This window comes from Salipiger sp. PrR007 (assembly GCF_010499845.1).
Taxonomy (GTDB): domain Bacteria; phylum Pseudomonadota; class Alphaproteobacteria; order Rhodobacterales; family Rhodobacteraceae; genus Salipiger; species Salipiger pacificus_A.
Genome location: NZ_JAAGOZ010000028.1, coordinates 144,202 through 164,908, shown reverse-complemented (window position 1 = coordinate 164,908; position 20,707 = coordinate 144,202). Strand labels below are relative to the sequence as shown.

At 66.8% G+C, this 20,707-nt stretch carries 20 protein-coding genes and 1 tRNA gene; 6 read left to right on the top strand and 15 right to left on the bottom strand.

Annotation, left to right across the window (positions count from 1 at the left end):
• Positions 1-17 precede the first annotated feature (17 nt).
• Positions 18-659, bottom strand: coding sequence for a ParA family partition ATPase (parA, locus tag G0Q01_RS13520; protein WP_164188641.1), 642 nt, complete (start codon positions 657-659; stop codon positions 18-20).
• Positions 660-843: 184 nt separating this feature from the next.
• Here parA and G0Q01_RS13515 point away from each other — a divergent pair, with 184 nt between their 5' ends.
• Complete coding sequence (locus tag G0Q01_RS13515) at positions 844-1,512, top strand: hypothetical protein (RefSeq protein ID WP_164188639.1); 669 nt, start codon at positions 844-846, stop codon at positions 1,510-1,512.
• Positions 1,513-1,569: 57 nt separating this feature from the next.
• Here G0Q01_RS13515 and G0Q01_RS13510 read toward each other — a convergent pair whose 3' ends face one another.
• Together G0Q01_RS13510 and G0Q01_RS13505 are read right to left on the bottom strand one after the other, a co-directional pair.
• Complete coding sequence (locus G0Q01_RS13510) at positions 1,570-3,858, bottom strand: right-handed parallel beta-helix repeat-containing protein (RefSeq protein WP_164213531.1); 2,289 nt, start codon at positions 3,856-3,858, stop codon at positions 1,570-1,572.
• Positions 3,859-4,045: 187 nt separating this feature from the next.
• On the bottom strand, positions 4,046-5,623 hold the full coding sequence (locus tag G0Q01_RS13505; protein WP_164188634.1) for a lysine--tRNA ligase: 1,578 nt from the start codon (positions 5,621-5,623) through the stop codon (positions 4,046-4,048).
• A 121-nt stretch (positions 5,624-5,744) separates the two neighbouring features.
• Between G0Q01_RS13505 and G0Q01_RS13500 the strand changes: the two genes are divergently transcribed.
• Positions 5,745-6,170, top strand: coding sequence for a tellurite resistance TerB family protein (locus tag G0Q01_RS13500; RefSeq protein ID WP_092423805.1), 426 nt, complete (start codon positions 5,745-5,747; stop codon positions 6,168-6,170).
• Between the two features lie 31 nt (positions 6,171-6,201).
• Here the strand turns inward: G0Q01_RS13500 and dacB are convergent, their stop codons facing one another.
• A complete protein-coding gene (gene dacB / locus G0Q01_RS13495) occupies positions 6,202-7,800 on the bottom strand; it encodes a D-alanyl-D-alanine carboxypeptidase/D-alanyl-D-alanine-endopeptidase (RefSeq protein WP_164188633.1) in 1,599 nt (532 codons plus the stop codon).
• A 58-nt stretch (positions 7,801-7,858) separates the two neighbouring features.
• Positions 7,859-8,494 (bottom strand): nicotinate-nucleotide adenylyltransferase, encoded by a 636-nt coding sequence (locus G0Q01_RS13490; protein ID WP_164188631.1) that lies wholly within the window; start codon positions 8,492-8,494, stop codon positions 7,859-7,861.
• 173 nt (positions 8,495-8,667) lie between these two features.
• On the opposite strand from G0Q01_RS13490, the gene ettA reads away from it, so the two are divergent.
• Entirely contained in the window at positions 8,668-10,323 is a 1,656-nt protein-coding gene (ettA, locus tag G0Q01_RS13485) for an energy-dependent translational throttle protein EttA (protein WP_108964642.1), read from the top strand.
• A 266-nt stretch (positions 10,324-10,589) separates the two neighbouring features.
• Here the strand turns inward: ettA and G0Q01_RS13480 are convergent, their stop codons facing one another.
• Positions 10,590-11,066, bottom strand: coding sequence for a DUF2938 family protein (locus tag G0Q01_RS13480; RefSeq protein WP_164188629.1), 477 nt, complete (start codon positions 11,064-11,066; stop codon positions 10,590-10,592).
• Positions 11,067-11,412: 346 nt separating this feature from the next.
• Here G0Q01_RS13480 and G0Q01_RS13475 point away from each other — a divergent pair, with 346 nt between their 5' ends.
• Positions 11,413-11,619, top strand: a complete 207-nt coding sequence (locus tag G0Q01_RS13475; protein WP_066104551.1) for a cold-shock protein — start codon at positions 11,413-11,415, stop codon at positions 11,617-11,619.
• A 229-nt stretch (positions 11,620-11,848) separates the two neighbouring features.
• Here G0Q01_RS13475 and G0Q01_RS13470 read toward each other — a convergent pair whose 3' ends face one another.
• From G0Q01_RS13470 to G0Q01_RS13435, 8 genes are all read right to left on the bottom strand, one after another.
• A complete protein-coding gene (locus G0Q01_RS13470; RefSeq protein ID WP_164188627.1) occupies positions 11,849-12,454 on the bottom strand; it encodes a CDP-alcohol phosphatidyltransferase family protein in 606 nt (201 codons plus the stop codon).
• A gap of 61 nt (positions 12,455-12,515) precedes the next feature.
• Positions 12,516-13,217 (bottom strand): glycosyltransferase family 2 protein, encoded by a 702-nt coding sequence (locus G0Q01_RS13465; RefSeq protein WP_164188625.1) that lies wholly within the window; start codon positions 13,215-13,217, stop codon positions 12,516-12,518.
• Complete coding sequence (locus G0Q01_RS13460) at positions 13,214-13,822, bottom strand: VTT domain-containing protein (protein ID WP_164188623.1); 609 nt, start codon at positions 13,820-13,822, stop codon at positions 13,214-13,216. Before G0Q01_RS13460 ends, G0Q01_RS13465 begins: the two co-directional genes overlap by 4 nt.
• A 4-nt stretch (positions 13,823-13,826) precedes the next feature.
• A complete protein-coding gene (locus tag G0Q01_RS13455; protein ID WP_164213530.1) occupies positions 13,827-14,984 on the bottom strand; it encodes a ceramide glucosyltransferase in 1,158 nt (385 codons plus the stop codon).
• Complete coding sequence (locus G0Q01_RS13450; protein ID WP_164188619.1) at positions 14,984-15,820, bottom strand: UDP-2,3-diacylglucosamine diphosphatase; 837 nt, start codon at positions 15,818-15,820, stop codon at positions 14,984-14,986. Before G0Q01_RS13450 ends, G0Q01_RS13455 begins: the two co-directional genes overlap by 1 nt.
• Positions 15,821-16,029: 209 nt before the next feature.
• Positions 16,030-16,830, bottom strand: coding sequence for a hypothetical protein (locus G0Q01_RS13445; protein ID WP_108964635.1), 801 nt, complete (start codon positions 16,828-16,830; stop codon positions 16,030-16,032).
• A 223-nt stretch (positions 16,831-17,053) separates the two neighbouring features.
• A tRNA-Trp gene (locus G0Q01_RS13440) sits at positions 17,054-17,129 on the bottom strand.
• 112 nt (positions 17,130-17,241) lie between these two features.
• Positions 17,242-17,433, bottom strand: a complete 192-nt coding sequence (locus G0Q01_RS13435) for a DUF3329 domain-containing protein (RefSeq protein WP_164188617.1) — start codon at positions 17,431-17,433, stop codon at positions 17,242-17,244.
• 137 nt (positions 17,434-17,570) lie between these two features.
• On the opposite strand from G0Q01_RS13435, the gene G0Q01_RS13430 reads away from it, so the two are divergent.
• The gene (locus G0Q01_RS13430; protein ID WP_108964633.1) at positions 17,571-18,008 is read left to right on the top strand and encodes a PPC domain-containing DNA-binding protein; all 438 of its coding nucleotides are present in this window, start codon (positions 17,571-17,573) and stop codon (positions 18,006-18,008) included.
• A gap of 84 nt (positions 18,009-18,092) precedes the next feature.
• Here G0Q01_RS13430 and G0Q01_RS13425 read toward each other — a convergent pair whose 3' ends face one another.
• The gene (locus G0Q01_RS13425) at positions 18,093-18,863 is read right to left on the bottom strand and encodes a sulfite exporter TauE/SafE family protein (protein WP_108964632.1); all 771 of its coding nucleotides are present in this window, start codon (positions 18,861-18,863) and stop codon (positions 18,093-18,095) included.
• 146 nt (positions 18,864-19,009) lie between these two features.
• On the opposite strand from G0Q01_RS13425, the gene G0Q01_RS13420 reads away from it, so the two are divergent.
• A complete protein-coding gene (locus G0Q01_RS13420) occupies positions 19,010-20,698 on the top strand; it encodes an acyl-CoA dehydrogenase family protein (RefSeq protein ID WP_164188615.1) in 1,689 nt (562 codons plus the stop codon).
• Positions 20,699-20,707 lie beyond the last annotated feature (9 nt).

Below are 20,707 nucleotides of genomic sequence, written 5' to 3'. Positions count from 1 at the left end.
TCCTGTTGCCGCCCGCTTTACCCGTTTGCCAGCGCCTCCGCCACCTCTGCGGTCAGGGCGGCGATCTCGGCGCGGGCCGGGGTCTTGCGGCCCTCGGCGGCGCTCTGGCCGCGGCCGAAGGCCTCGGCATAGCCCACCCGGTTGGCCAGCTGCGCAGCGGCGATGGGCACTTCCATGGCCTTCACAGCCTCGGCGATCTCGCCCGACAGCCGGGTGCCGGGCCGGGTGCGGTTGAGCACCACAAGCGCCGCGCGATTCTCCCGGCGGGCGAGGTCGAGCACCCCCTCGGTGGCCCAGAGGTCGAGATGGCTCATCGAAACGGGCACCACCACCAGGTCGGCGGCGCGCAGCGCCGGGCGCAGATCGCTGTCGGCCTTCGGCGGGGTGTCGACGATCACCACGTCGTGGCTCGCCGCCAGCTTGCGGCATTCGTAGGTCACCCCCCAGGCCGAAGATGTGGCGAACTCCAGCGTCCCGAGCGCGCCGGGGTCGCGCTCCAGCCGGGTCATGAACCAGCGCCCGAGGCTGCCCTGCGGGTCAATGTCGACCAAGGCCACGGATTTGCCCTGCGCAAGGAAGCCGATGGCGAGATTGGCCGAGAGCGTGGTCTTGCCCGAGCCCCCCTTCTGCTGCGCGACGGTGATCACCGATCCGGTCATGAAAGCCCCCCATGCGATGCGACGGCCCGCGCCGGGCCATTTCGCACCTGCAGCATAGCCGAAGACGGCCCCCCGTCCAGTGGCCAGATGACGCGGGGTGAGGCGTTCTGCCGGAGCGCTTCGGCGCAGGGATTCACCCGACCTTAAGGACAATTCCGCCACGCTGCCTGGCAGGAGGCTTCTGATGCGGCACCTGCTCTTGCACGCCCTGATCTGCACGCTGCTCGGCACCGCCGCCACGCCGCTGCGCGCCGGAGCCTGGCTGCAGCCGCCGGGGCGCGGATTTGCCAGCACGACCACCCGGCTCTCCTGGGCGCAGGATCAGCCAGTGCAGAACTGGCCGCGCGCCGAGATGCGCTATGACACGTTCTATCTCGAATACGGGGCCAGCCGCCGGCTGACCTTCGGCACCGATCTGGGGCGTGCGATCTCGGGCGGCGGCAAGGCCGTGGCCTTCGTGCGGTTTCCCCTGCTCGGCACGGGTCCGCTGCGCGTCGCCGGCGAACTGGGGCTGGGCCAGATCGAGGGCGTGCGGGCCCTGCGACCGGGGCTCTCGGTTGGCTTCGGGCTGGAGCAGGGCTGGCTCAACGCCGATCTGCTGGCGGAGATTCGCGAGGCCGAGGGGACCGACTACAAACTCGACCTCACACTGGGGCTGCGCCTGCCGCGCAAAGCGCGGCTCATCCTGCAAATCCAGAGCGGCGCGCAGCAGGGAGACGAAGCCTTTGCGCGCTTGGCCCCCTCGCTGGTTCTGCCCCTGCGCAGACGCCTGCAGATCGAGATCGGCGCCAACCAGGGGCTGACCGGCGATGACAGCTCGGGAATCTTCATGGGACTCTGGAGCGAGTTCTGAAGGGCGGGAGGCCGGCGCACCGCGGCACCGGCCCGCCCGTCTGCATCGCGGCACGGCTCAGTAGTCCATCCGCACCATCATCGTCAGATCGCCCCGCAGCGGCTCGGGCCAGACCACATGCACCTCGTCCTTTGCGCTGCCGCCCTCGGTGACAGCATAGGGTGTGACAAAGGTGCTGGCATCGCCCGCATCGCGCGGGCGCGAGCGCAGCACGAGGCTCTGCACCTCGCGCGCCTGCCCGCCAAAGGGCAGCCGGTTGCCGGTCTCGACGACCCATGTGCTTGCGTGGCTGTTCTGCGCATGGGCGACCTGCAGCGGGTTCTCGGTCTGCAGTTCGACATTGTGAAAGGTGTTCGCGCTGAAAAAGACCCGCCGCATCGCATTCAGGTTCAGGGGGGCGAAGGAGGTGTCGACCCGGTCCACCCGCACGATCGTCCCGCCGACGCAGCGAAAGAGGTTCCCCGACAGGGTGAGCCCGTTGACCATGTGGCCCGCGCCATAGGGCTTCACCACCAGAAAGGAGAACCACTCGGCGACATCCGAGCAGAGCATGACATTGCCGGTCAGCGACAGGCCCGCGAAACCGAAGCCGCCGGTAAAATCGGGCTCCGGCTCGCGCTCGTTGGTCCATTCGATAAAGCAGTTGTCGATGTAATTTCCGGTGATCGTCGTGTTGCAGGCGCGCAGGCAAAGCACGATCCCCGCCGAGCGAATGCCCACGCCGCTGTCGTCGCCCTGGAAGAAATGATTGCCCGAGATCACCGCATGCGCCCCCGAAACCACCGCGAAATGCCGGAACTGCGAGGCGCGATTGTTGCGGATCTTCACGTCGTTGGCGTTGGTGTTGATCGCCACTGACTGGCGGCTCGTGGTGGCAAGATCGGCCTCGGCGCTCAGGAACTGGTTGTGATCGACCAGCAGCCCCTGACAGCCGTCGCCCGGCGAGGTGATGCCGCGGTGACCGGGACGGTTGAAGACGCAGCTGCGGATGACGTTGACCGTGCCTGCGGGCGGCAGCATCACCCCGCTCGCCACTTCAGAGCACTGGAATTCCACGCCCTCGATCTCGAATTTCTCGAGCTTGGTGAAGCCCGAGAAATCGAGCAGGTAGCGGAAGCGGGTGAAGGTATAGCTCTGCGTGCCGATGGCGTCCGAGAGCGGCTGCGACAGGGTGATCGTCGCGGCGCCGACGTTCTTGTCCTTCACGTAGATCTCGCGCCCCACCCCGGCGCCGGTCACCAGGCTGCCCACCTCGATATTTGCGACGTTCGACACATTGGTCAGCTGCCAAGGGTTGGCGGCCGCGTAGGTCGCGGTTCCGGTGACGCTGGCCGGGTCCCAGCCTCCGCCCGCCTCGGCACGGAGCTGACCGTTGCGCAGAACCCGGCGCTGGGAATAGGTGTCGCGATTGTTGACTGCCGCCCGCACGTCGAGCGGCGCGCTCAGCGACACCCGTCGCCCGCAGAGATCGAAGCTCTCGTGGTCGGCGTTGTTGAGCAGCGACTGCAGCCCCTTGGCCAGCGCCAACGCCTCGTCGCAGCCGAAGGCCGCGAGATAGGCGGAGAAGTGGAAGTCCCGGGTCAACGACAGGATCGCCGAGGCGGGCATGCTCACCTGCCCCTCGAAGCGCACGGGGTTCTCCAGCGTCACCGAACTGGCGAGCCGGTAGGTCCCCGCGGGCACCACGATCTGCCGCCCGTCGGCCGCGGCGTCGGCAGCCTCGAAGGCCGCGCTGTCGTCGGTGCTGCCATCGCCGCGTGCGCCGTAGTCCCGCACATCGACGCTGGCCATCATGCCGCGCAGGAAGTCCCCGGTCACATCCTCGATCCGAAGGTCGTCGATCCGCACCACCCCGCCGCTGAGCCCGGTCAGGTCGAGCCCGAAGTGGCCATAGCTTGGCGCCATGCCCCAGGCCATGTCGACGCCGCCGCGCGATCCGGTTCCGACGATGGCCGAGACCTCGACCACCTCGCCGTAGCTGGTCAGCGCGACCGAAGGCCCAAGCATCGGCAGGCCGGTCACCTCGACATCGCTGCCGCTGCCCGCCCAGCCTGCGATACGCACCGAGGGCAGGTTGCCCGAGACCGCCTTCACCCGTGCAGTGATCCGCAGGTACACCCCGGGCAGGATCGGCGTCTGCCCCATGTAGCGCAGCTTCTGCGTCGGCTCGGCCTTCTGCAGTTCGAGACAGCCACCGAAATCCGCATCCGCCGGGACAAAGGCCGCCGAGGGATAGGAGGCATAGGTGTCTGATCCGGGCCGCCCGTCACCCCGCGACCAGACACCCAGCCCTTCGGAAAAGGGCGTGGGGGTCAGCACCACCCCGTCGGTCACCGCAATGTTCATGGCTTGCACCTCTGCTCTCTGTCGCCTCGCGGGGTCGTGCCGATCCCACGGAAGACAAGGCTGACGGGCAGAGGTTAAAGCGCTCTGGCAGTACCGTGCCCTGCCCGCGCAACGGCGGGGCCAAGCAATGCAAAAGGGCCTCCCCGATCGCTCGGGAAGGCCCTTTCAACTCATGCTGTCAGAAACTTCAGCCCAGCTCGCCCGCCAGACCCTTGCGGATCAGTGCGGCGGTCTCGGTGACGCCGTAAAGCGCGATGAACCCGCCAAAGCGCGGCCCCTGGCTCTGACCCAGCAAGACCTCGTAGAGCGCCTGGAACCATGCGCGCAGGTTCTCGAAGCCGTGCTCCTTGCCGACCGAGAAGACCAGCGTCTGCAGCGCCTCGTCGTCGACCGCGCCGTCGTAGCCCTCGAGCTGCGCCGCGAGGTCCTCCATCGCCGCCCGCTCCTGGTCGGTGGGCGCGCGGAACTGCTTGGTCGGCTTCACGAAGTCGTTGAAGTAGCGCACCGCAAAGCCCGCTGCGGCGTCGAGATCCGGGTGGGTCTTCGGCGCGGCGTCGGGCGCGTAGCGGCGAATGAAGCCCCACATCGCATCCTTGTCCTCGGCACCTGCGGCCGAGGCGAGGTTGAGCAGCATCGAGAAGGGCACGACCATCTTCGATTCGGGCACATCGCCGCCGTGGATATGCCACACCGGGTTGGCGAGCTGCGCCTTCACGTCCTGCGTCGGGTAGGCGCGGAGCTGCTGGTGGTACTCGTCCATCGCCTTGGGGATCACGTCCCACCAGAGCCGCTTCGCGGTCTTCGGCTTTTGGAACATGAAGTAGGACAGCGACTCCGAAGAGGCATAGGTCAGCCACTCGTCGATCGACAGCCCGTTGCCCTTGGACTTCGAGATCTTCTCGCCGTTCTCGTCGAGGAAAAGCTCGTAGGTGAAATGCTCGGGCGCGCGCACGCCCAGCGTGCGGCAGATGCCGTCGTAGATCGGCGTGTTGGTCGAGTGATCCTTGCCGTACATCTCGAAGTCGACGCCGAGCGCCGCCCAGCGGGCGCCGAAGTCGGGCTTCCACTGCAGCTTCACGTTGCCGCCGGTCACCGGGACTGTCCACTCCTTGCCGTCGTCATCGTCAAAGGTGATGGTGCCCTCGGCAGCGTCGACGTGTTTCACCGGCACGTAGAGCACGCGGCCGGTCTCGGGGTGGATGGGCAGGAAGATCGAATAGGTCGAGGCCCGCTCCTCGCGCAGCGATTTGAGCATGATCTTCATCAGATCATCGTATCTCTCGCAGCAGCGCAGCAGGATCTCGTCGAACTGGCCGGACTTGTAGAAATCGGTGGCCGAATAGAACTCGTACTCGAACCCGAAGGTATCGAGGAAGCGGCGCAGCATGGCGTTGTTGTGATGACCGAAGCTCTCGAACTCCTCGAAGGGGTCCGGCACCGAGGTCAGCGGGCGCTGCAGGTTCTCCTGCAAGAGCGCCTGGTTCGGCACGTTCTCGGGCACCTTGCGCATCCCGTCCATGTCGTCCGAGAAACAGATCAGCCGGGTCGGAATGTCCGAGATCACCTCGAAGGCGCGGCGGATCATCGTCGTGCGCGCAACCTCGCCGAAGGTGCCGATATGCGGCAGCCCCGATGGACCGTAGCCGGTCTCGAACAGCACGTATCCCTTCTCGGGCGGCGTCTTCTCGTAGCGTTTCAGCACCCGGCGCGCCTCTTCAAAGGGCCAGGCCTTCGAGCTCATTGCTGCGTCGCGCAGTTCGGACATGAGAAAACACTCCTTAGGGGAAGAAACGCCCACGATCACGGGGCAGTGCGCCAGCCTCCTATTGCAGGCGGGGCACGGGGTCAATAAATTGCCCGTAGCATGATTTTTCCGGAGTATTCCAGTGCCCGACGCCGCCCCGCACCCGATGACACCGCAAGACTGTCTTGTCGCGCTGATGATCGCCGTCTCGGCCTCTGACGAGAACATGCGCACCGCAGAGCTGGTGAAGATCGAATCCGCCGTCAACATGCTGCCGATCTTCAGCGATTATGACATCGACCGCATGCGGGTGATCACCGATCTGGTGTTCGACCTCTTCGAGCAGGAAGACGGGCTCGACGCGCTCTTCGGCCTGCTGCGAGACAACCTGCCGGAACGGCTGAACGAGACCGCCTACGCGCTGGCCTGCGACGTGGCCGCCGCGGATGGCACGCTGCGCGAGGAAGAGCTGCGGCTGCTCGAGGAAATCCGTTACGAGCTCGACATCGACCGGCTTCATGCCGCCGCCATCGAGCGCGGCGCCCGGGCGCGTCACCTGCGCGCCTGACGCCGGCCCGGCTGACAAAAGCCTTCGGGCGTCAGGGCTCCGCGGTTCCCGTGAAGGCCATGGCGCCCGACGAGGTCTGCGTGGTCGGAGTCACCCCGGGCAGCCCCACGGCCTCGAGCCCCTTGCCCTCGGGGAAAAGGTCGCCCCAGCGCCGGATCAGATCCTGCTGCAGCATCTTGGCGCGGGTGTTCCACTCCATCATGCCCGGCGGGCGCTCGCGCGCCTCGATCGGGATCGCGTCACGACGCGGCACGTCCCCGCAGAAGATCGCAAAGACCAGTTCCTCGCCACTCGGCAGATCGACATAGCCCGCCAGCCCGCTGACGAAGTTGAGCGTGCCTGTCTTGGCGTGGACCTTGAGCGAGGTGTCTTTCACCGGGCGACCGCGCTTGTCGAGCACGGTGATCGGCTTCATCAGCGGTTTCAGGTTCAGTCGCCGCTCGGCCTGCAGCACAGCCAAGGCCACATCCGCGGCGGCCACACGGCTGTCGCCGCCCAGACCCGAGTGATCGACCATCGCCACATGGGTCAGCCCCATGCTCTCGCGCGCCCAGGTGTTCATCTCTTCTGCCGACTGCTTGATCGACAACGCATGACCGAGCCGCTTGCGTGTGGCTGTCAGCCCCACCAGCTCGGCGGTGAGGTTGGTCGAGTACTTCAGCATATCCTTGAGCACGACGTGCAGCGGCTCGCTCTCGACGCGGCCGATGAAGTCCACCCGCTCGACCCCGTGCTCGATCACCGGCTCGGGAAGCTGCAGCCCCTTCGAGCCGGCCAGCGCCTGGAAGACCTCGCCCACGTAGAGCTCGGGCTTGCGCACCGGCAGCCAGCGCGAGCCCCCCTTGCCGAGCGCATGTTTCGCCACGCTCCACGCGTCGCGGCCGTTGAGATCGTCATAGGTGTAGATCGGCCCGTTGCGGTCGGCGACCGCCATATGCGCCATGCGCACCGCCTGTCGCCCCGCCATCGAGGGGGCGTCCATGCTGACCTCGTAGCCGTCGCCGGCCTTCTCCCACTCGAAGCTGACGCGGTTGTAGTTGAGGTTGATGCCCGCGACGGCGGGGTTGTAGGCGACATGCACCGGCTGCTCGGTGTCGATGACCGGCGAATAGGGCAGCACGCCACCGTCCACGATGAAGCGCCCGGTGATCGACTTGATCCCCACTTCCTCGAGGCTGCGCGCCAGCTTGGCCAGCCCATCGGTGTCCAGCGTGGGATCGCCGCCCCCCACCAGCACCAGATCGCCCTTCAGCTCACCGCCGACGATGGCGCCGGTCGTCCAGAGTTCTGTCGAGAAACGGTAGTCCGGCCCCAGCAGGTCGAGCCCGTAGGCGGCGGTCAGCGACTTGGCGACGCTGGCCGGCGGAAGGCCGAGCGTGCCGCGATGGCTTTCGAGCAGCTTGCCGGTGGCGGCGCTGAGCACGGCATAGCCCACGATCCCGTCACCGAGCCGCGCCTTGGCGATCAGCTCCTCCGGGGTGTCGAGGGTGCGCACGGCGACGTTGTCGCCGCGCCCCAGCGGCCTTAGCGAGCGTTCGGGCGCCTCCGCCAAAGCCGGGGCAGCAGCCGAGGCAAGCCCCGATGCAGCAAGGGAGAGCAGGAAGTGACGACGAGAGAGACCGCGGTTCATTCCGCCGATCTAACCGATGCACACAGAGCGCAGCAAGCGTGCAGGCGCTCGGATCGCTTCACATTTCCGCCGGTTCCGCGCTCGCTCGTCGCGGTGCACGCGCCCGCAGGGCGGTCGAGCTGAGATCTGACATCGGCAGGTTGACGAAGCACCAGCTTGGCGGCGCGCTGAGCGGCAGCAGCGGCGCGGCGCTGCCCGGCAGGCGGGCGTGGCGGAAGACCGAGGCCGCCACCGAGCCCTGCGCGGCAAGCCGGCTGCCGGGGCGCGCCAGCACGCCCACGGGCACGCGGCGCATGATCTCGCGCCAGTCCTCCCAGCGATGCAGCTGTGCAAGGTTGTCCGCGCCCATCAGCCAGACGAAGCGCACGCCGGGGTGGCCCTTCTGCAGCAGCTCCAAGGTGCGGGCGGTGTGACGGGTGCCGGCCAGAGCCTCGAAGCCGCTGATGCGCACCCGCGGATGCTGCATCAGATCGCGGGCGGCGGCGATGCGCGCCTCGAGCGGCGCGGGGCCCTTTGGTTTCAGCGGGTTGCCAGGACTGACCAACCAGAGGACGCGGTCGAGCCGGAAGCGTTTCAGCGCCTCGAGGGTGATGCGGACATGGCCCTCGTGCGGCGGGTCGAACGATCCGCCGAGCAATCCGATCCTCTGCCCGGGTGCCAGATGAAACCCGGTCTGATGCGCATTCCAGAGCATCCCGCCCCTTCCTTCAGGAATGAATGCCCAAAGGCACAGGATTTTGCTCAGGGATCAACCGGATTTTTCCGGCTGCCGCCCGCCAGCCCCCTCGGCTCCTGCAAAACAAGGCATTTGCTTTCCCCCCTTGCGGTGCCATACACGCCCGCAAAGCTTTTTCACCGGAGGAACCGATGGCCAGCTATCAGTACGTCTACCACATGGACGGCGTCTCCAAGACCTATCCCGGCGGCAAGAAATGCTTCGAGAACATCCGTCTCAGCTTTTTGCCCGGGGTGAAAATCGGTGTCGTCGGCGTCAACGGCGCCGGTAAATCGACCCTGCTCCGCATCATGGCGGGCATCGACAAGGACTTCTCGGGCGAGGCCTGGGCCGCCGAGGGCGCCAAGGTCGGCTACCTGCCGCAGGAGCCCGTGCTCGACCCGTCGCTCGACGTGCGCGGTAACGTCATGCTCGGCGTCGCGGCCAAGAAGGCCAAGCTCGACCGGTTCAACGAACTGGCGATGAACTACAGCGACGAGACCGCCGACGAGATGGCGCAATTGCAGGACGAGATCGATTCGCAGAACCTGTGGGATCTCGACAGCCAGATCGACGTCGCCATGGAAGCCCTGCGCTGCCCGCCGGACGATGCGGATGTCAGCACTCTCTCGGGCGGTGAGAAGCGCCGCGTCGCGCTCTGCAAGCTGCTGCTCGAAGCGCCCGAGATGCTGCTGCTCGACGAACCGACCAACCACCTCGACGCCGAGACCATCGCCTGGCTGCAGAACCACCTCATCGAGTACAAGGGCACGATCCTCTGCGTCACGCACGACCGTTACTTCCTCGACGACATCACCGGCTGGATCCTCGAGCTCGACCGCGGCCGCGGCATCCCCTACGAGGGCAACTACTCGAGCTGGCTCGAGCAGAAGGCCAAGCGCCTCGAGCACGAGGCCCGCGAAGACAAGGCCAAGCAAAAGACCCTCGAGCGCGAACTCGAGTGGATGCGCCAGGGTGCCAAGGCGCGCCAGGCGAAGTCCAAGGCCCGTATCGCGGCCTACGAGGAAATGGCAGGCCAGTCCGAGCGCGAGAAGGTCGGCAAGGCGCAGATCATCATCCCCAACGGCCCGCGCCTTGGCAGCAAGGTGATCGAGGTCGAGGGCCTGAAGAAGGCCATGGGCGACAAGCTTCTGATCGAGGATCTGGACTTCTCGCTGCCGCCGGGTGGCATCGTCGGTGTCATCGGCCCGAACGGCGCCGGTAAATCGACGCTGTTCAAGATGCTCACCGGGCAGGAACAGCCGGACGAGGGCTCTGTGAGCTACGGCGACACGGTCAAGCTGTCGTACGTCGATCAGTCGCGCGACGATCTCGCCAGCGACGCCACGGTCTGGGAAGCAATCTCCGGCGGTGCCGAGATCATCCAGCTCGGCGACGCGCAGATCAACAGCCGCGCCTATTGCGGGGCGTTCAACTTCAAGGGCGGCGACCAGCAGAAGAAGGTCGGCCTGCTCTCGGGTGGTGAGCGCAACCGCGTGCACATGGCGCGTCTGCTGAAAGAGGGTGGCAACGTCCTGCTGCTCGACGAACCGACCAACGACCTCGACGTGGAGACCCTCCGCGCGCTTGAGGACGCGCTTGTCGACTTCGCCGGCTGCGCCGTGGTGATTTCGCACGACCGCTTCTTCCTCGACCGTATCTGCACGCACATCCTGGCCTTCGAGGGCGAGGCGCATGTGGAATGGTTCGAAGGCAACTTCGAGGACTACGAGGAAGACAAGAAGCGCCGCCTCGGCGCCGCAGCGCTCGAGCCGACCCGCGTGAAGTTCAAGAAATTCGCGCGCTGAGCCGGTTTCCGCCGCTCGAACTTCACGAAGCGATCAGCCCCACGCACGTCACCGTGCGTGGGGTCTTTCGTTTCCCCCGACGACGGATTACCTGCCCCGCCACGGGAGAGGCGATGACTCGCAAGCTCCCGGGCAAACAGCAATGAGTCTGAGAATTTGATATGAGCACGCAGTCCGCACAGGCATCGCAGCAGACGGCCCGCAAGCAACCGGAGCCCCAGCAACAGCCGGAGTTCCGCTTCACCGACTGGGCGATGATCTGACGCTCAGGTGGCGAGCAGCGCCACCGCCCACATGCCCAGGCCGAACACCGTGTGGGCCAGCAGACCCAGCGCCCGCCCCTTCCAGGGGGTGGGCGTTTTCGACAGCGCCCAGCCAAGCCCCATGCCCGGCTGCATCAGGAACCATCCCGCGCCGATGGTGACCAGCGCGAAGAGCCACAGCGGCAAGAAGCGCGGCGCCTCCAGCCATCCCGGCCCCGCGAGGACCATGAAGATCACCCCATAGGCGATGCCCACCGCGTAGTGGAAACTCCATCCGATGGCGCTCTCATTCGGAATCCGGGGAGTCGCGGTGATGTCGTCGTGGAAGACATTGCCCCCGAGCGCGCGGAGCACCCAGCGCCCCTGGTTATGCCACGCGGGCTTTGGGGTCCCCTGCAGAAGATGAAGAAGCAGCGCCCAGAGGTCCATGGCGACGGTTCCCCCCAGCCCCATGGCAATCCCGACAAACACTTGCTGCATCACGTCCCTCCCTTGGCGCGACAGGCTTGCCGCAGGGGCAGCCGGAGCGCAAGGGCCGAAGCGCCGGGGGGCTCTGATCCGTGCCACCGTACCCTGAGTGCGCAGCCGCCGCGCGGAAAAACCTCGAGAGCCGCAGTGGCTATCCGGCACTGCCGCTGGCGGAGACCCGCGCCACCAAACTCGAATCCCCTTGATTTTCGGGCCTAAACATGGCAATTTGCTGCCCGCTTAGGCTTCTATTCGACGACCCAGTTCCGACCCGGCACGCAGTCTATCGATACAGACGTTTCTACGCCGGGCTGCCGCAGTTCCGTGGGCAGCAGATTGACAGGAAGGGGTTTATCCCATGGCAACTGGTACCGTGAAGTGGTTCAACACCACCAAGGGTTATGGCTTCATCGCTCCCGATGGCGGCTCCAAGGACGTTTTCGTCCACATCTCTGCAGTCGAGCGTTCGGGCCTCACTGGCCTCGCCGACAACCAGAAGGTGACCTACGAGCTGCAAGCTGGCCGTGACGGCCGCGAAAGCGCCGTGAACATCCAGCTCGCCTGAGCACCGGATTTCGCGGGGGCCTTCCCCCGCAACGCGAAGGGGCGGCCCGTCTGGGACCGCCCCTTTTGCTTGCCTGCTTCTATTGTTTGGTTGCCCGCTTGGCCGCCGGTCAGGCGCTTGCTCAAGACGGCGCCGCACGATCTGCCCACCGCTTGCGAAAGACGCGCGCGGCAAAGGGCAATCCAGCCGACGTCGCACCCAGACTGGACGATCGGATGTTGCCAGCGCGTCAGCCGAACAGCCGCCAGCCCGCCACCATCCGCGTCGCAGTGGTTATGGCGCAGGCCGCAGAAAAGACCCAGGCGAGCGGCACAAAAGCCGAGGGGACGAGGCAGAAGGCTGCGAAAAGCAGGATGGTCTCCGCCCCCTCGGTCAGCCCGCCGAGGTAATATATGCCCTTGCTCGGGTAGTCTTCCGCCGTCATCTTGCGCCGCTCGGCGATCAGCGAGAAGGCGAGGAACGAAGACCCGGTGCCGATGAAACTGGCGATCAGCGCCGCCGCGGCGAGCGCATTGGCCTGCGGGTCGGCCAACGCGAAGCCGAGCGGGAAGAGCGCGTAGAAGAGGAAATCGAGCGCGATGTCGAGAAACGCGCCGCGGTCCGTCGGCCCGGCGCGCCGGGCGATCTCGCCGTCGAGCCCGTCTGCCAGCCGGTTCGCCGCCAGCCCGGCCAGCGCCAGCCCGAAGGCGCCGCAGGCCGCGGCCCCTGCCCCCGCGAGGCCGCAGGCGAAGCCCGCCAACGTGACCCAGTCGGCCTTGATGCCCCGCTCGTGCAGTGCGCGGGCGATGGGATGCAGCACGCGGCGCTGCAACGGCAGGAGGTAAGCGTCGATCATGACGGCAAGTCTTGGACCGGCTTTGCGCGGGGTTCAAGCGCTCGCAAACAGCGCAGCGCGGTCAGGAGACCCGGCGCGCCCGCAAGGCCAGCACCTGCCGCAGCGCCTCGTCCGGACGCACGGTGCGGAAGATGTCGCCCATCATCGCCGCATCCGCGCGCAGCCCGGCGATCCAGCCGCCGCGCTTGTCGTGCTTCCACGGGCTTTCCACCTCGGGCCAGCGCACCACGGCGACACGCAGCCCGGCCTCGATCCACAGGCGGTTCATGTAGACCTCGAGCCCGAAGCGCGGCAATGCGTGCAGCGCCTCCAACTGCGCGGCCAGCACCGCGCGGGGCATGACCCTCTCGCCCGAGATGTAGTCGATGCCGATCACCCGCCACAGCAGCGGCGCATTGCGACGGAGGCTCATGGCAGCATCGGCGCGGCCTTCGAGCACCGGCCTGGCCAGCGCGGTCAGGTGCCCCTCGCCCAGCCCCAAAAGATCGCTGTCCAGCAGCAGCACATGCCCACCCCGAGCCGCGGCAATGCCTCGGGCCACGGCGCGGGTCTTGCCGCCGTTCTGCGACTGGCGCAGCACGCGCAGCTTGGCGTGTCCCTGCCCCGCCGCCTCGGCCACCTCGGCGGTGCCGTCCGACGAGCCGTCGTCGACGACCACCACCTCGCCGATCAGCGGGTGATCCAGCACCACGGAGAGCACCGCCGCGATGCGAGGTGCCTCGTTGTAGGCGGGGATGATGCAGCTGAGCGCGCAGGTCGTCACGGTCTGCCTCCGATCCTGAGACCCGTCTTCCAACCGCCCTTCACGCCCCGGCGCAGCACCCAGCCAAGGCCGAAGAGCACCAGCCCGCCCAGCAGCACAAGCGAGGCGCGTGCAATCCAGTTGTCAATCTGGCTATAGGCCGAGCCCAGCGTATAGCCGAGCGCGACGAAGAACAGGCTCTTGGGAATGGTCGCCAGCGTGTTGACCCAGAAAAAGCGCCAGATCGACATATGTGCGAGACCCGCCGCCACGAGGATCGGCGCCCCGGCGCTGTGGGTGATCTTGCCGATCACCAGCGTGCGTCCGCCCTTGTGGTGGAAATGCCCGGCCAGCGCCGAGAGCCGGGCGCGGTTGAGACCCATCTTCATCAGCCAGCCCTGCGGCAGACGGTTCAGCCCCCAGCGTCCGATGGCGTAGTATAGCATGTCACCGGCGATGTCGGCGGCGATCACCACCAGCGTCACGCTCCAGATGTCCAGCAAGCCTCGGCTCGCCAGCCAGGCAGCGATCACGGTGACGATCGGCCCCTCTAGCATGGCAATGGGCGCGAGGATCGCCAGGCCTTCCTTGGCGATGAGGGCTGTTACGGTTTCCAGTCCGATCACGTCTTTACTCCGCGGCCCCCGCAGTCGATTTCGCAGCGTTGCCAGACGCCATGCCTGGGACCATGTCTGGGGCCATGTCCGTTCCGCGCCAAGAGATGCCGCGCCCCACCCATGTGGCCACCCAGATCGCCGGGAGCAAGAGGTCGCGGACCAGCATGGCGGCGATATCCCGCGGCGCGGCGGGCCAGCCCGCCACGCGGCAGAGCGCCCATTCCACAGCATACCACAGCGCCAGGAGCAGCGGCAGCGTCCAGAAGCTCGCGACGCCGACGGAGACGAGCCCTGCGAGGCCGACCAGCGACAGCAGCGGGCCCTGCACGATTTCCCCCATGAAGAGCCCGGGGAAGCCGTCACGCCGCACCCGCGACCAGCGCAGCTGCCGGTCCCAGACCGCGCGGGCCTGCCGCTTGCCGATGGGCTGCGCGAAGAGCCGTCGCGCCAGCCGCACCTTCAGCCCCTGCGCGCGCACCAGCTTGGTGGAGGCCACATCCTCGGCGAGGTTGCGCCCCAGCGCCTCGAGCCCGCCACCGGACTCGAGCACCGCGCGCTTCCAGAAAAGCGTCTTGCCCTGTGCAAAGCCGAGACCCAGGCTGTCCGCCGCCAACTGCCAGCGTCCCTGCGAGCTGTTCAGGAAGGCGCATTCCACCGCCCCCCAGAAGTTGCCCGGGCGGCTGCCCACGGGCGGCGCCGAGACGAGGCCGGTGTCCTCGCGCCAAGTGGCCACCAAGCGGGTCAGGTAGTCGCGGTCCAGCAGCAGGTTGCTGTCGGTCATCACCAACCCGTCGCTCTGTGCAGCGGCTATGCCCTTGAAAAGGTTGTTGAGCTTGGGATTGCCGGTGAGCCGCGTCTCGCCGATCAGCAGCTGCGCGGGCACATGCGGATGCTCGGCGATCAGCCGACGCAGCAGCGGCACCGCCGGGTCCGTTTCGCGGGCGGCGCAAAAGATCACCTCATAGGCCGGATAGGCCTGTTGGAAGGACGAGCGCAAGGTCTCCTCGTCGAAGGCGTCGCGCCCGCACACCGGGCGGATCAGCGACAGGAAGGGTTTCCCCCTGCGTGTCGGCTGCGGGCCCGGGGTGACATAGCGCCAACCGGCCAGCGCCGCGCTGGCAAGATGGATCGCCAGCGGCACCAGCAGCAGCGCGAGAAGCCCCAGCACCATCACATCGCCCCCTCGGCCAAGGCGCCCGCCTCGGCCTTGCCTTCGGCAGGACGCGCCGGGCGTGGCATCGCCGCGGGCACGGGCGCGCGCTCGTAGCTGAGCAGGCGCATCTTGCCGTCGAAATCCTCGGCCAGCGCGGTCAGGCTATCGACCCAGTCGCCGCAATTGCCGTAGACCACACCGTTGTGACGTCGCAGGCCGGGCTTGTGCGAATGACCGCAGATCACCCCCACTGCCCCGGCCGCCCCGGCCAGCCTGGTCAGCTTGCGCTCGAAGCGGTCGCCCATGGCCAGCAGGGTGTTGGCCGCCGAGAGCATCCGGTCGACGAAGCTCTGTTCCCATTCGGTCAGCCCCGCTCGGCGGCGCAGGTGGCCGTCGAACTGGCGCAGCAGCGCGTCGGCGCGGCTGCCGAGCCGGGTCATCAAATGCCAACGCAGGATGCGGGGATCGCATTGGTCTCCGTGCAGCACGAGGTAGCGCCGCCCGTCAGCCGCCGTGTGAATCACCGCCTCGCGCAGCTCCCATCCCTCGATTGCCGCACCCGGATCGCGCATCCTCGCATCGTGGTTGCCGGGCAGGTAGACCACCCGCGTGCCCGCCTTCGCCCGCGCGCGAAGCTCGGCCATGATCGCGTCATGCGCCGCCGCCCAGTGCAACCGCCCGCCGTGCCAGAGATCGAAGATGTCGCCGACGAGGTAGATGGTCTCCGCCTCGACGCCGCGCAGGAAGTCAAGGATGGGGCCGGTCCGGCAGGCGCGCGCGCCCAGGTGCAAGTCGGAGATGAACAGGCTGCGATAAGAGGTGCGGGCGCTCCGGCCATCGGAAAATGTCGGCATCCGGGCATGTTCCTTCACTGTTCGCCCGCCTTATGGCGAATCGATGTATCGTCCGTGTGACGCTCCACCGGCCAGAACACGCAGATGCCGCCACTGGTTCCCGCTCGACCCAAAAATACTGTTCTTCTTCCGACGCTTGGGCGGCCTCATGCCGCCCAGGTCCGGCTGCAGTGCCCTGTCGACGCCTGATCGCGTGAGGGCGCGCCGCATCACTTCGGGAAGAGAAGCGTCACGCCGAAGCGCGCGCCCCAGCCTTCCGGCCCGTTCGGAGCGGAATCCGCGTAGTAGCGCACCCCGCCCTGCCAGCTCACCGGCTGGCCGCCGATACTGCCGAGCTTGGACGCAAGCAGGCCGATCGGCGCGGAGTCGGTGTCGTTGACCCAATCATGCGTCCATTCTGCCTGCAGCGTCGCGGTCCAACCGTTGTCGTAGGCATAGGCGAGGAACGGCTGGGTGAAGGTCGAGTCGATTTCCACAGGCCCGTCCCAGTCCCAGAGGTGATTGGCCAGCACCCCCAGCGTCCAGGGCCCGTTCTGCTTGAGAACCACGCCCGTCACCCCCGCGGCAAAGGTATCGAGCCCGAGGGTGTCCTCGGTCGCGGTCGGGAACAAGAAGGCAGGGCCGACGCCCCAGATCAGCCCGCCCGCGCTCGCGGCCGGCGAGAAGAAGAAACTCTGCGTGGTATCGCCAAGCCCCCAGTCGTCCTGGCCCTGCGAGGGAAGGTTATATTGCGACACGACGGGCACGATGGTCCGCGAGATCAGATTCCAGCCGCCTCCGAGATCGAAGGGGATGACGGGCTGGATGTTCATCGTCCAGCGTTCGCCCTTGCCCTTCGGGCCGATATTGTCATCGAAGTTGAACTGGAACGGCACCGAAATCAGCGACGCGACTGGATTCGAGAGCTGCTTTTGCAGTTCCGCCGCGTCGGACGATGCTTGTGCAAAGAGCGGGGTCGCAAGCAGCGTTGCGGCGACGCCAGGCAAAAAGGCTAGGGAGAATTTGGTCATGGGAGCGCTCCAATCAAATGTCATGCAGAAAAAGGGACCGAGATCACGCTACTGCGAAGCCTAGGCGCATTCGCCCGTTCCACGAAACAACTTTTCCGCGCATGAGGTTGACCCAGCGGAAACTGGACAATTTCGCCACGGAAGAATGCAGCCGCAACAGGGCCAAGGGCCAAGGCGGCATCGAATTATAATGTCGGGAAAGGCGCATCCGTCGAAAGATGCTTGGCAGGGGCAGCAGGGTTCGAACCCGCGACCTACGGTTTTGGAGACCGTCGCTCTACCAGCTGAGCTATACCCCTGTGGTGCTGCGCTAATTAGAAGGTTCTGTTGGCAGGGTCAACAGGGGAACAGCGGGAAAATCCGCTTCCCTCGCGACGCCCGCTGCCGCCGGCGGAGGGTGGCCTGCTATTGTCATTCCCCGCCGCTCGGTGGCTGGTAGGTCAGCAGCAGCTTGTAGCCACAGATCGCCCCCAGCCCAAGAAAGACCACCGCCCAGCCGGGCGATCCGATCTGCGTCTCCAACAGCCCCCAGCCGAGGCAGACGAGGGTGATCGCCACGCGCAGCCAGAGCGGCCGGAAGAAAGGATGCGAGAAATCGAACACGGCAGGCTCCTGGCGCTGAAGGTGCCGTTTCCTAGCAGCCGGCGCGCCGCCGCGTCACCCCTGAAACGCCGCCCCTTGCCGCAAAGGGGACGCAAAGCGCTTGGGGGAGTGGCCCGCGCTGTGGCATCCTGAACGTCATGGACCCCAAGCTGGACGCCGCACTGAAATCCACCTGGCCCGGCGCTGCCACGCGCTTTCTCGCCCTGCGCCTTTTGCCGGGCGCTGATCTGCGGCAAGCTCTGGAGCAGGCCTTTGCCGCCGAGCGCGAGCATGCGGGATTCATCGTCGCCTGCGTCGGCAGCCTGTCGAAGGTCAGCCTGCGCCCGGCCGGCCTCGACTCGCCGCTGGCGCTGGAGGTCACGCTGGAAATCGTCTCGCTCTCTGGCACCTTCTCGGAGCATGGCCCGCACCTGCACATCGCCGTGTCGGATTCCAGCGGCGCGATGCTTGGCGGTCACCTGCTCGAGGGCTCTCTGGTGCGCACCACCGTCGAGGTGGTGATCGGCCTCGCCCCGGTGCACTTCCGGCGCATGATCGATCCACGCACCGGCTACCCCGAGCTGCAGTTCGATTGACCCGCGCGCTTTGCTTTAGACAGCAACATACCGTGTCGAGCCCGCCAGAGGCGGACGGGGGCAGGAGCCCCTCCAGCAAGGATCTCAGCCGAAGAACGCCCGCCGCAGCAGGTTCAGCGCCGCCACCAGCAGAACGATCAACGTCAGCTTGCGGAACATCGCCTGGTCGATGCGGTCGTGGATGCGCCGACCCAGCCACATGCCGCCCATGGCCGGGACCAGCATCGCCGCCGAGAAGGGCGCCGTCTGGGCGTTGAACACGCCCGACACCCAATGCGCGGCGGTGAGCGAGATCGCCCCCAGCCCGTAGGCGACGCCCTGCACCCGGATCTGATCGCGCTTTTCCGTGCCGATCGCCGTGAGGTACGCCACGAAAGGCGGCCCCCAGACGCCGGACATGCCGCCGATGAACCCGGCCACGCCGCCCACCGCCGCCTCGATCCTCGGGGTCGGCCCGTTCGGCAGGTTCGGCCGCCAGCCCGCCAGCTGCATCAGGCAAAAGACAAAGACCGGCCCGCCGATCATCGCCAGCAGCACCTGCACCGGCAGCACCCGCACCAGCTGCGCCGAGAGCGCCAGCATGACGAAGGCGACGATGAGGAAGACCTTGAAGCGCTTGACCGTCTCCCAGGCGGCGCCCGGTCCCTCGCCGAAGGCCTGAAAGGCGTTGGTGGCCAGTGTCGGCAAGATCAGCCCGGCGAGCGCAAGCTCGGGTGAGACCACCGAGCCCAGGCCCGAGATCATGATCATCGGCATGGCGAAACCGACCATGCCCTTGACCATCCCCGCCAGTGCTGCAACGGCGAAAGCGAGCGCCAGCATCGGCGGCGATACAAGGGTCAAGAGCGCGTCCATAAGTCGCTCATATCATGCGCGGAACGCCCAGACAGCCACAATCAACAAGGTAATATTAGAACCATATAATCGTTCCATTGGTATTTTTGTTGCGCTGCGGTTGCAAAATCGTTATCTCGATCTTCGGCAGCAGGAGGAGATGATTCATGGCTCATGACGGACAGGGTGGCGCGGCGGAACAGGGCGTCGTGCTTGCAAACCTCCTGGAACTGACCGGCGCGGCAATTACCCCGGTCGAGCAGATCTTCGACGCGGCCCGCGCTGCCGTCCGCGCGCGCGTCGAGGAGCATGGCCGCGTCTCGGGCACACTGATCGAGGCCCACCAGTTCGCCGCCCACGGCCTTGCATGGCTCGCCACCTACGCCGAGTCGCTGCGCCAGATGCATGGCTGGGCCGAGCGGTTGGAGGCCGAAGGCACCTTCGGCGAAGTCGAGCAACTCCTCTTGCAGATCGCCTTTGGCGAATACCTGAGCCAGATCGCTGGCGGCATCCAGATGAACCAGGGCGAAATGGTGCGCCTCACCGACCTCGGCCTGCCCGCCTCTGCCGCCGCGCCACTTCACGAGGGCGCCGCAGGGACGCTTGCCGCCAGCGGCAACTCTCAGTCCGCCCGCAGCCGTCTAGTCGCGCTCATGGAGGAGCGCAGCGCCGAGATCACCGTCGGCCGCACCGGCCTCGACGACGAGCTTGAGATGATCCGCGAGCAGTTCCGCCGCTACGCCGTCGAGAAGGTCGAGCCCGTTGCCCATGAGTGGCACCTCAAGGACGACTACATCCCGATGGAGGTGATCGAGGAACTGGCCGAGATGGGCGTCTTCGGCTTGACTATCCCCGAGGAATTCGGCGGTTTCGGCCTGTCGAAGGCCTCGATGTGCGTCGTCTCCGAGGAGCTTTCGCGCGGCTATATCGGCGTCGGCTCCCTCGGCACCCGCTCGGAGATTGCGGCAGAGCTGATCCTCGCCGGCGGCACCGAAGAGCAGAAAGCCAAATGGCTGCCGCAGATCGCGAGCGGCGAAAAGCTCCCGACGGCGGTTTTCACCGAGCCCAACACCGGCTCCGACCTCGGCTCTCTGCGCACTCGGGCGGTGAAGGATGAACAGGGCGACTACATGGTCACCGGCAACAAGACCTGGATCACCCATGCCGCCCGCGCCCATGTGATGACCCTGCTCGCGCGCACCGATCCCGGCAGCTCCGACTACAAGGGCCTGTCGATGTTCCTCGCCGAGAAGACCCCCGGCGACGACGAGACCCCCTTCCCCACCACCGGCATGACGGGCGGCGAGATCGAGGTGCTCGGCTATCGCGGCATGAAGGAGTTCGAGCTTGGCTTCGACGGCTTCAAGGTGAAGGGCGAGAACCTGCTCGGCGGGGAGGAGGGCAAGGGCTTCAAGCAGCTCATGGAGACCTTCGAGAGCGCCCGCATCCAGACCGCCGCCCGCGCCATCGGCGTCGCGCAATCGGCGCTCGACGTCGGGATGCGCTACGCGCAGGAGCGCAAGCAGTTCGGCAAATCGCTGATCGCCTTCCCGCGCGTATCGGGCAAGCTGGCGATGATGGCCGTCGAGATCATGATCGCCCGCCAGCTCACCTATTTCTCGGCCCGCGAAAAGGACGAGGGCATCCGCTGCGACCTCGAAGCCGGGATGGCCAAGCTGCTCGGCGCGCGCGTGGCATGGGCCAATGCCGACAATGCGCTGCAGATCCACGGCGGCAACGGGTTCGCGCTGGAATATTCGATCAGCCGCATCCTGTGCGACGCGCGCATCCTCAACATCTTCGAGGGGGCGGCGGAGATCCAGGCCCAGGTGATCGCGCGACGTCTGCTCGGCTGAGCAGCCTTC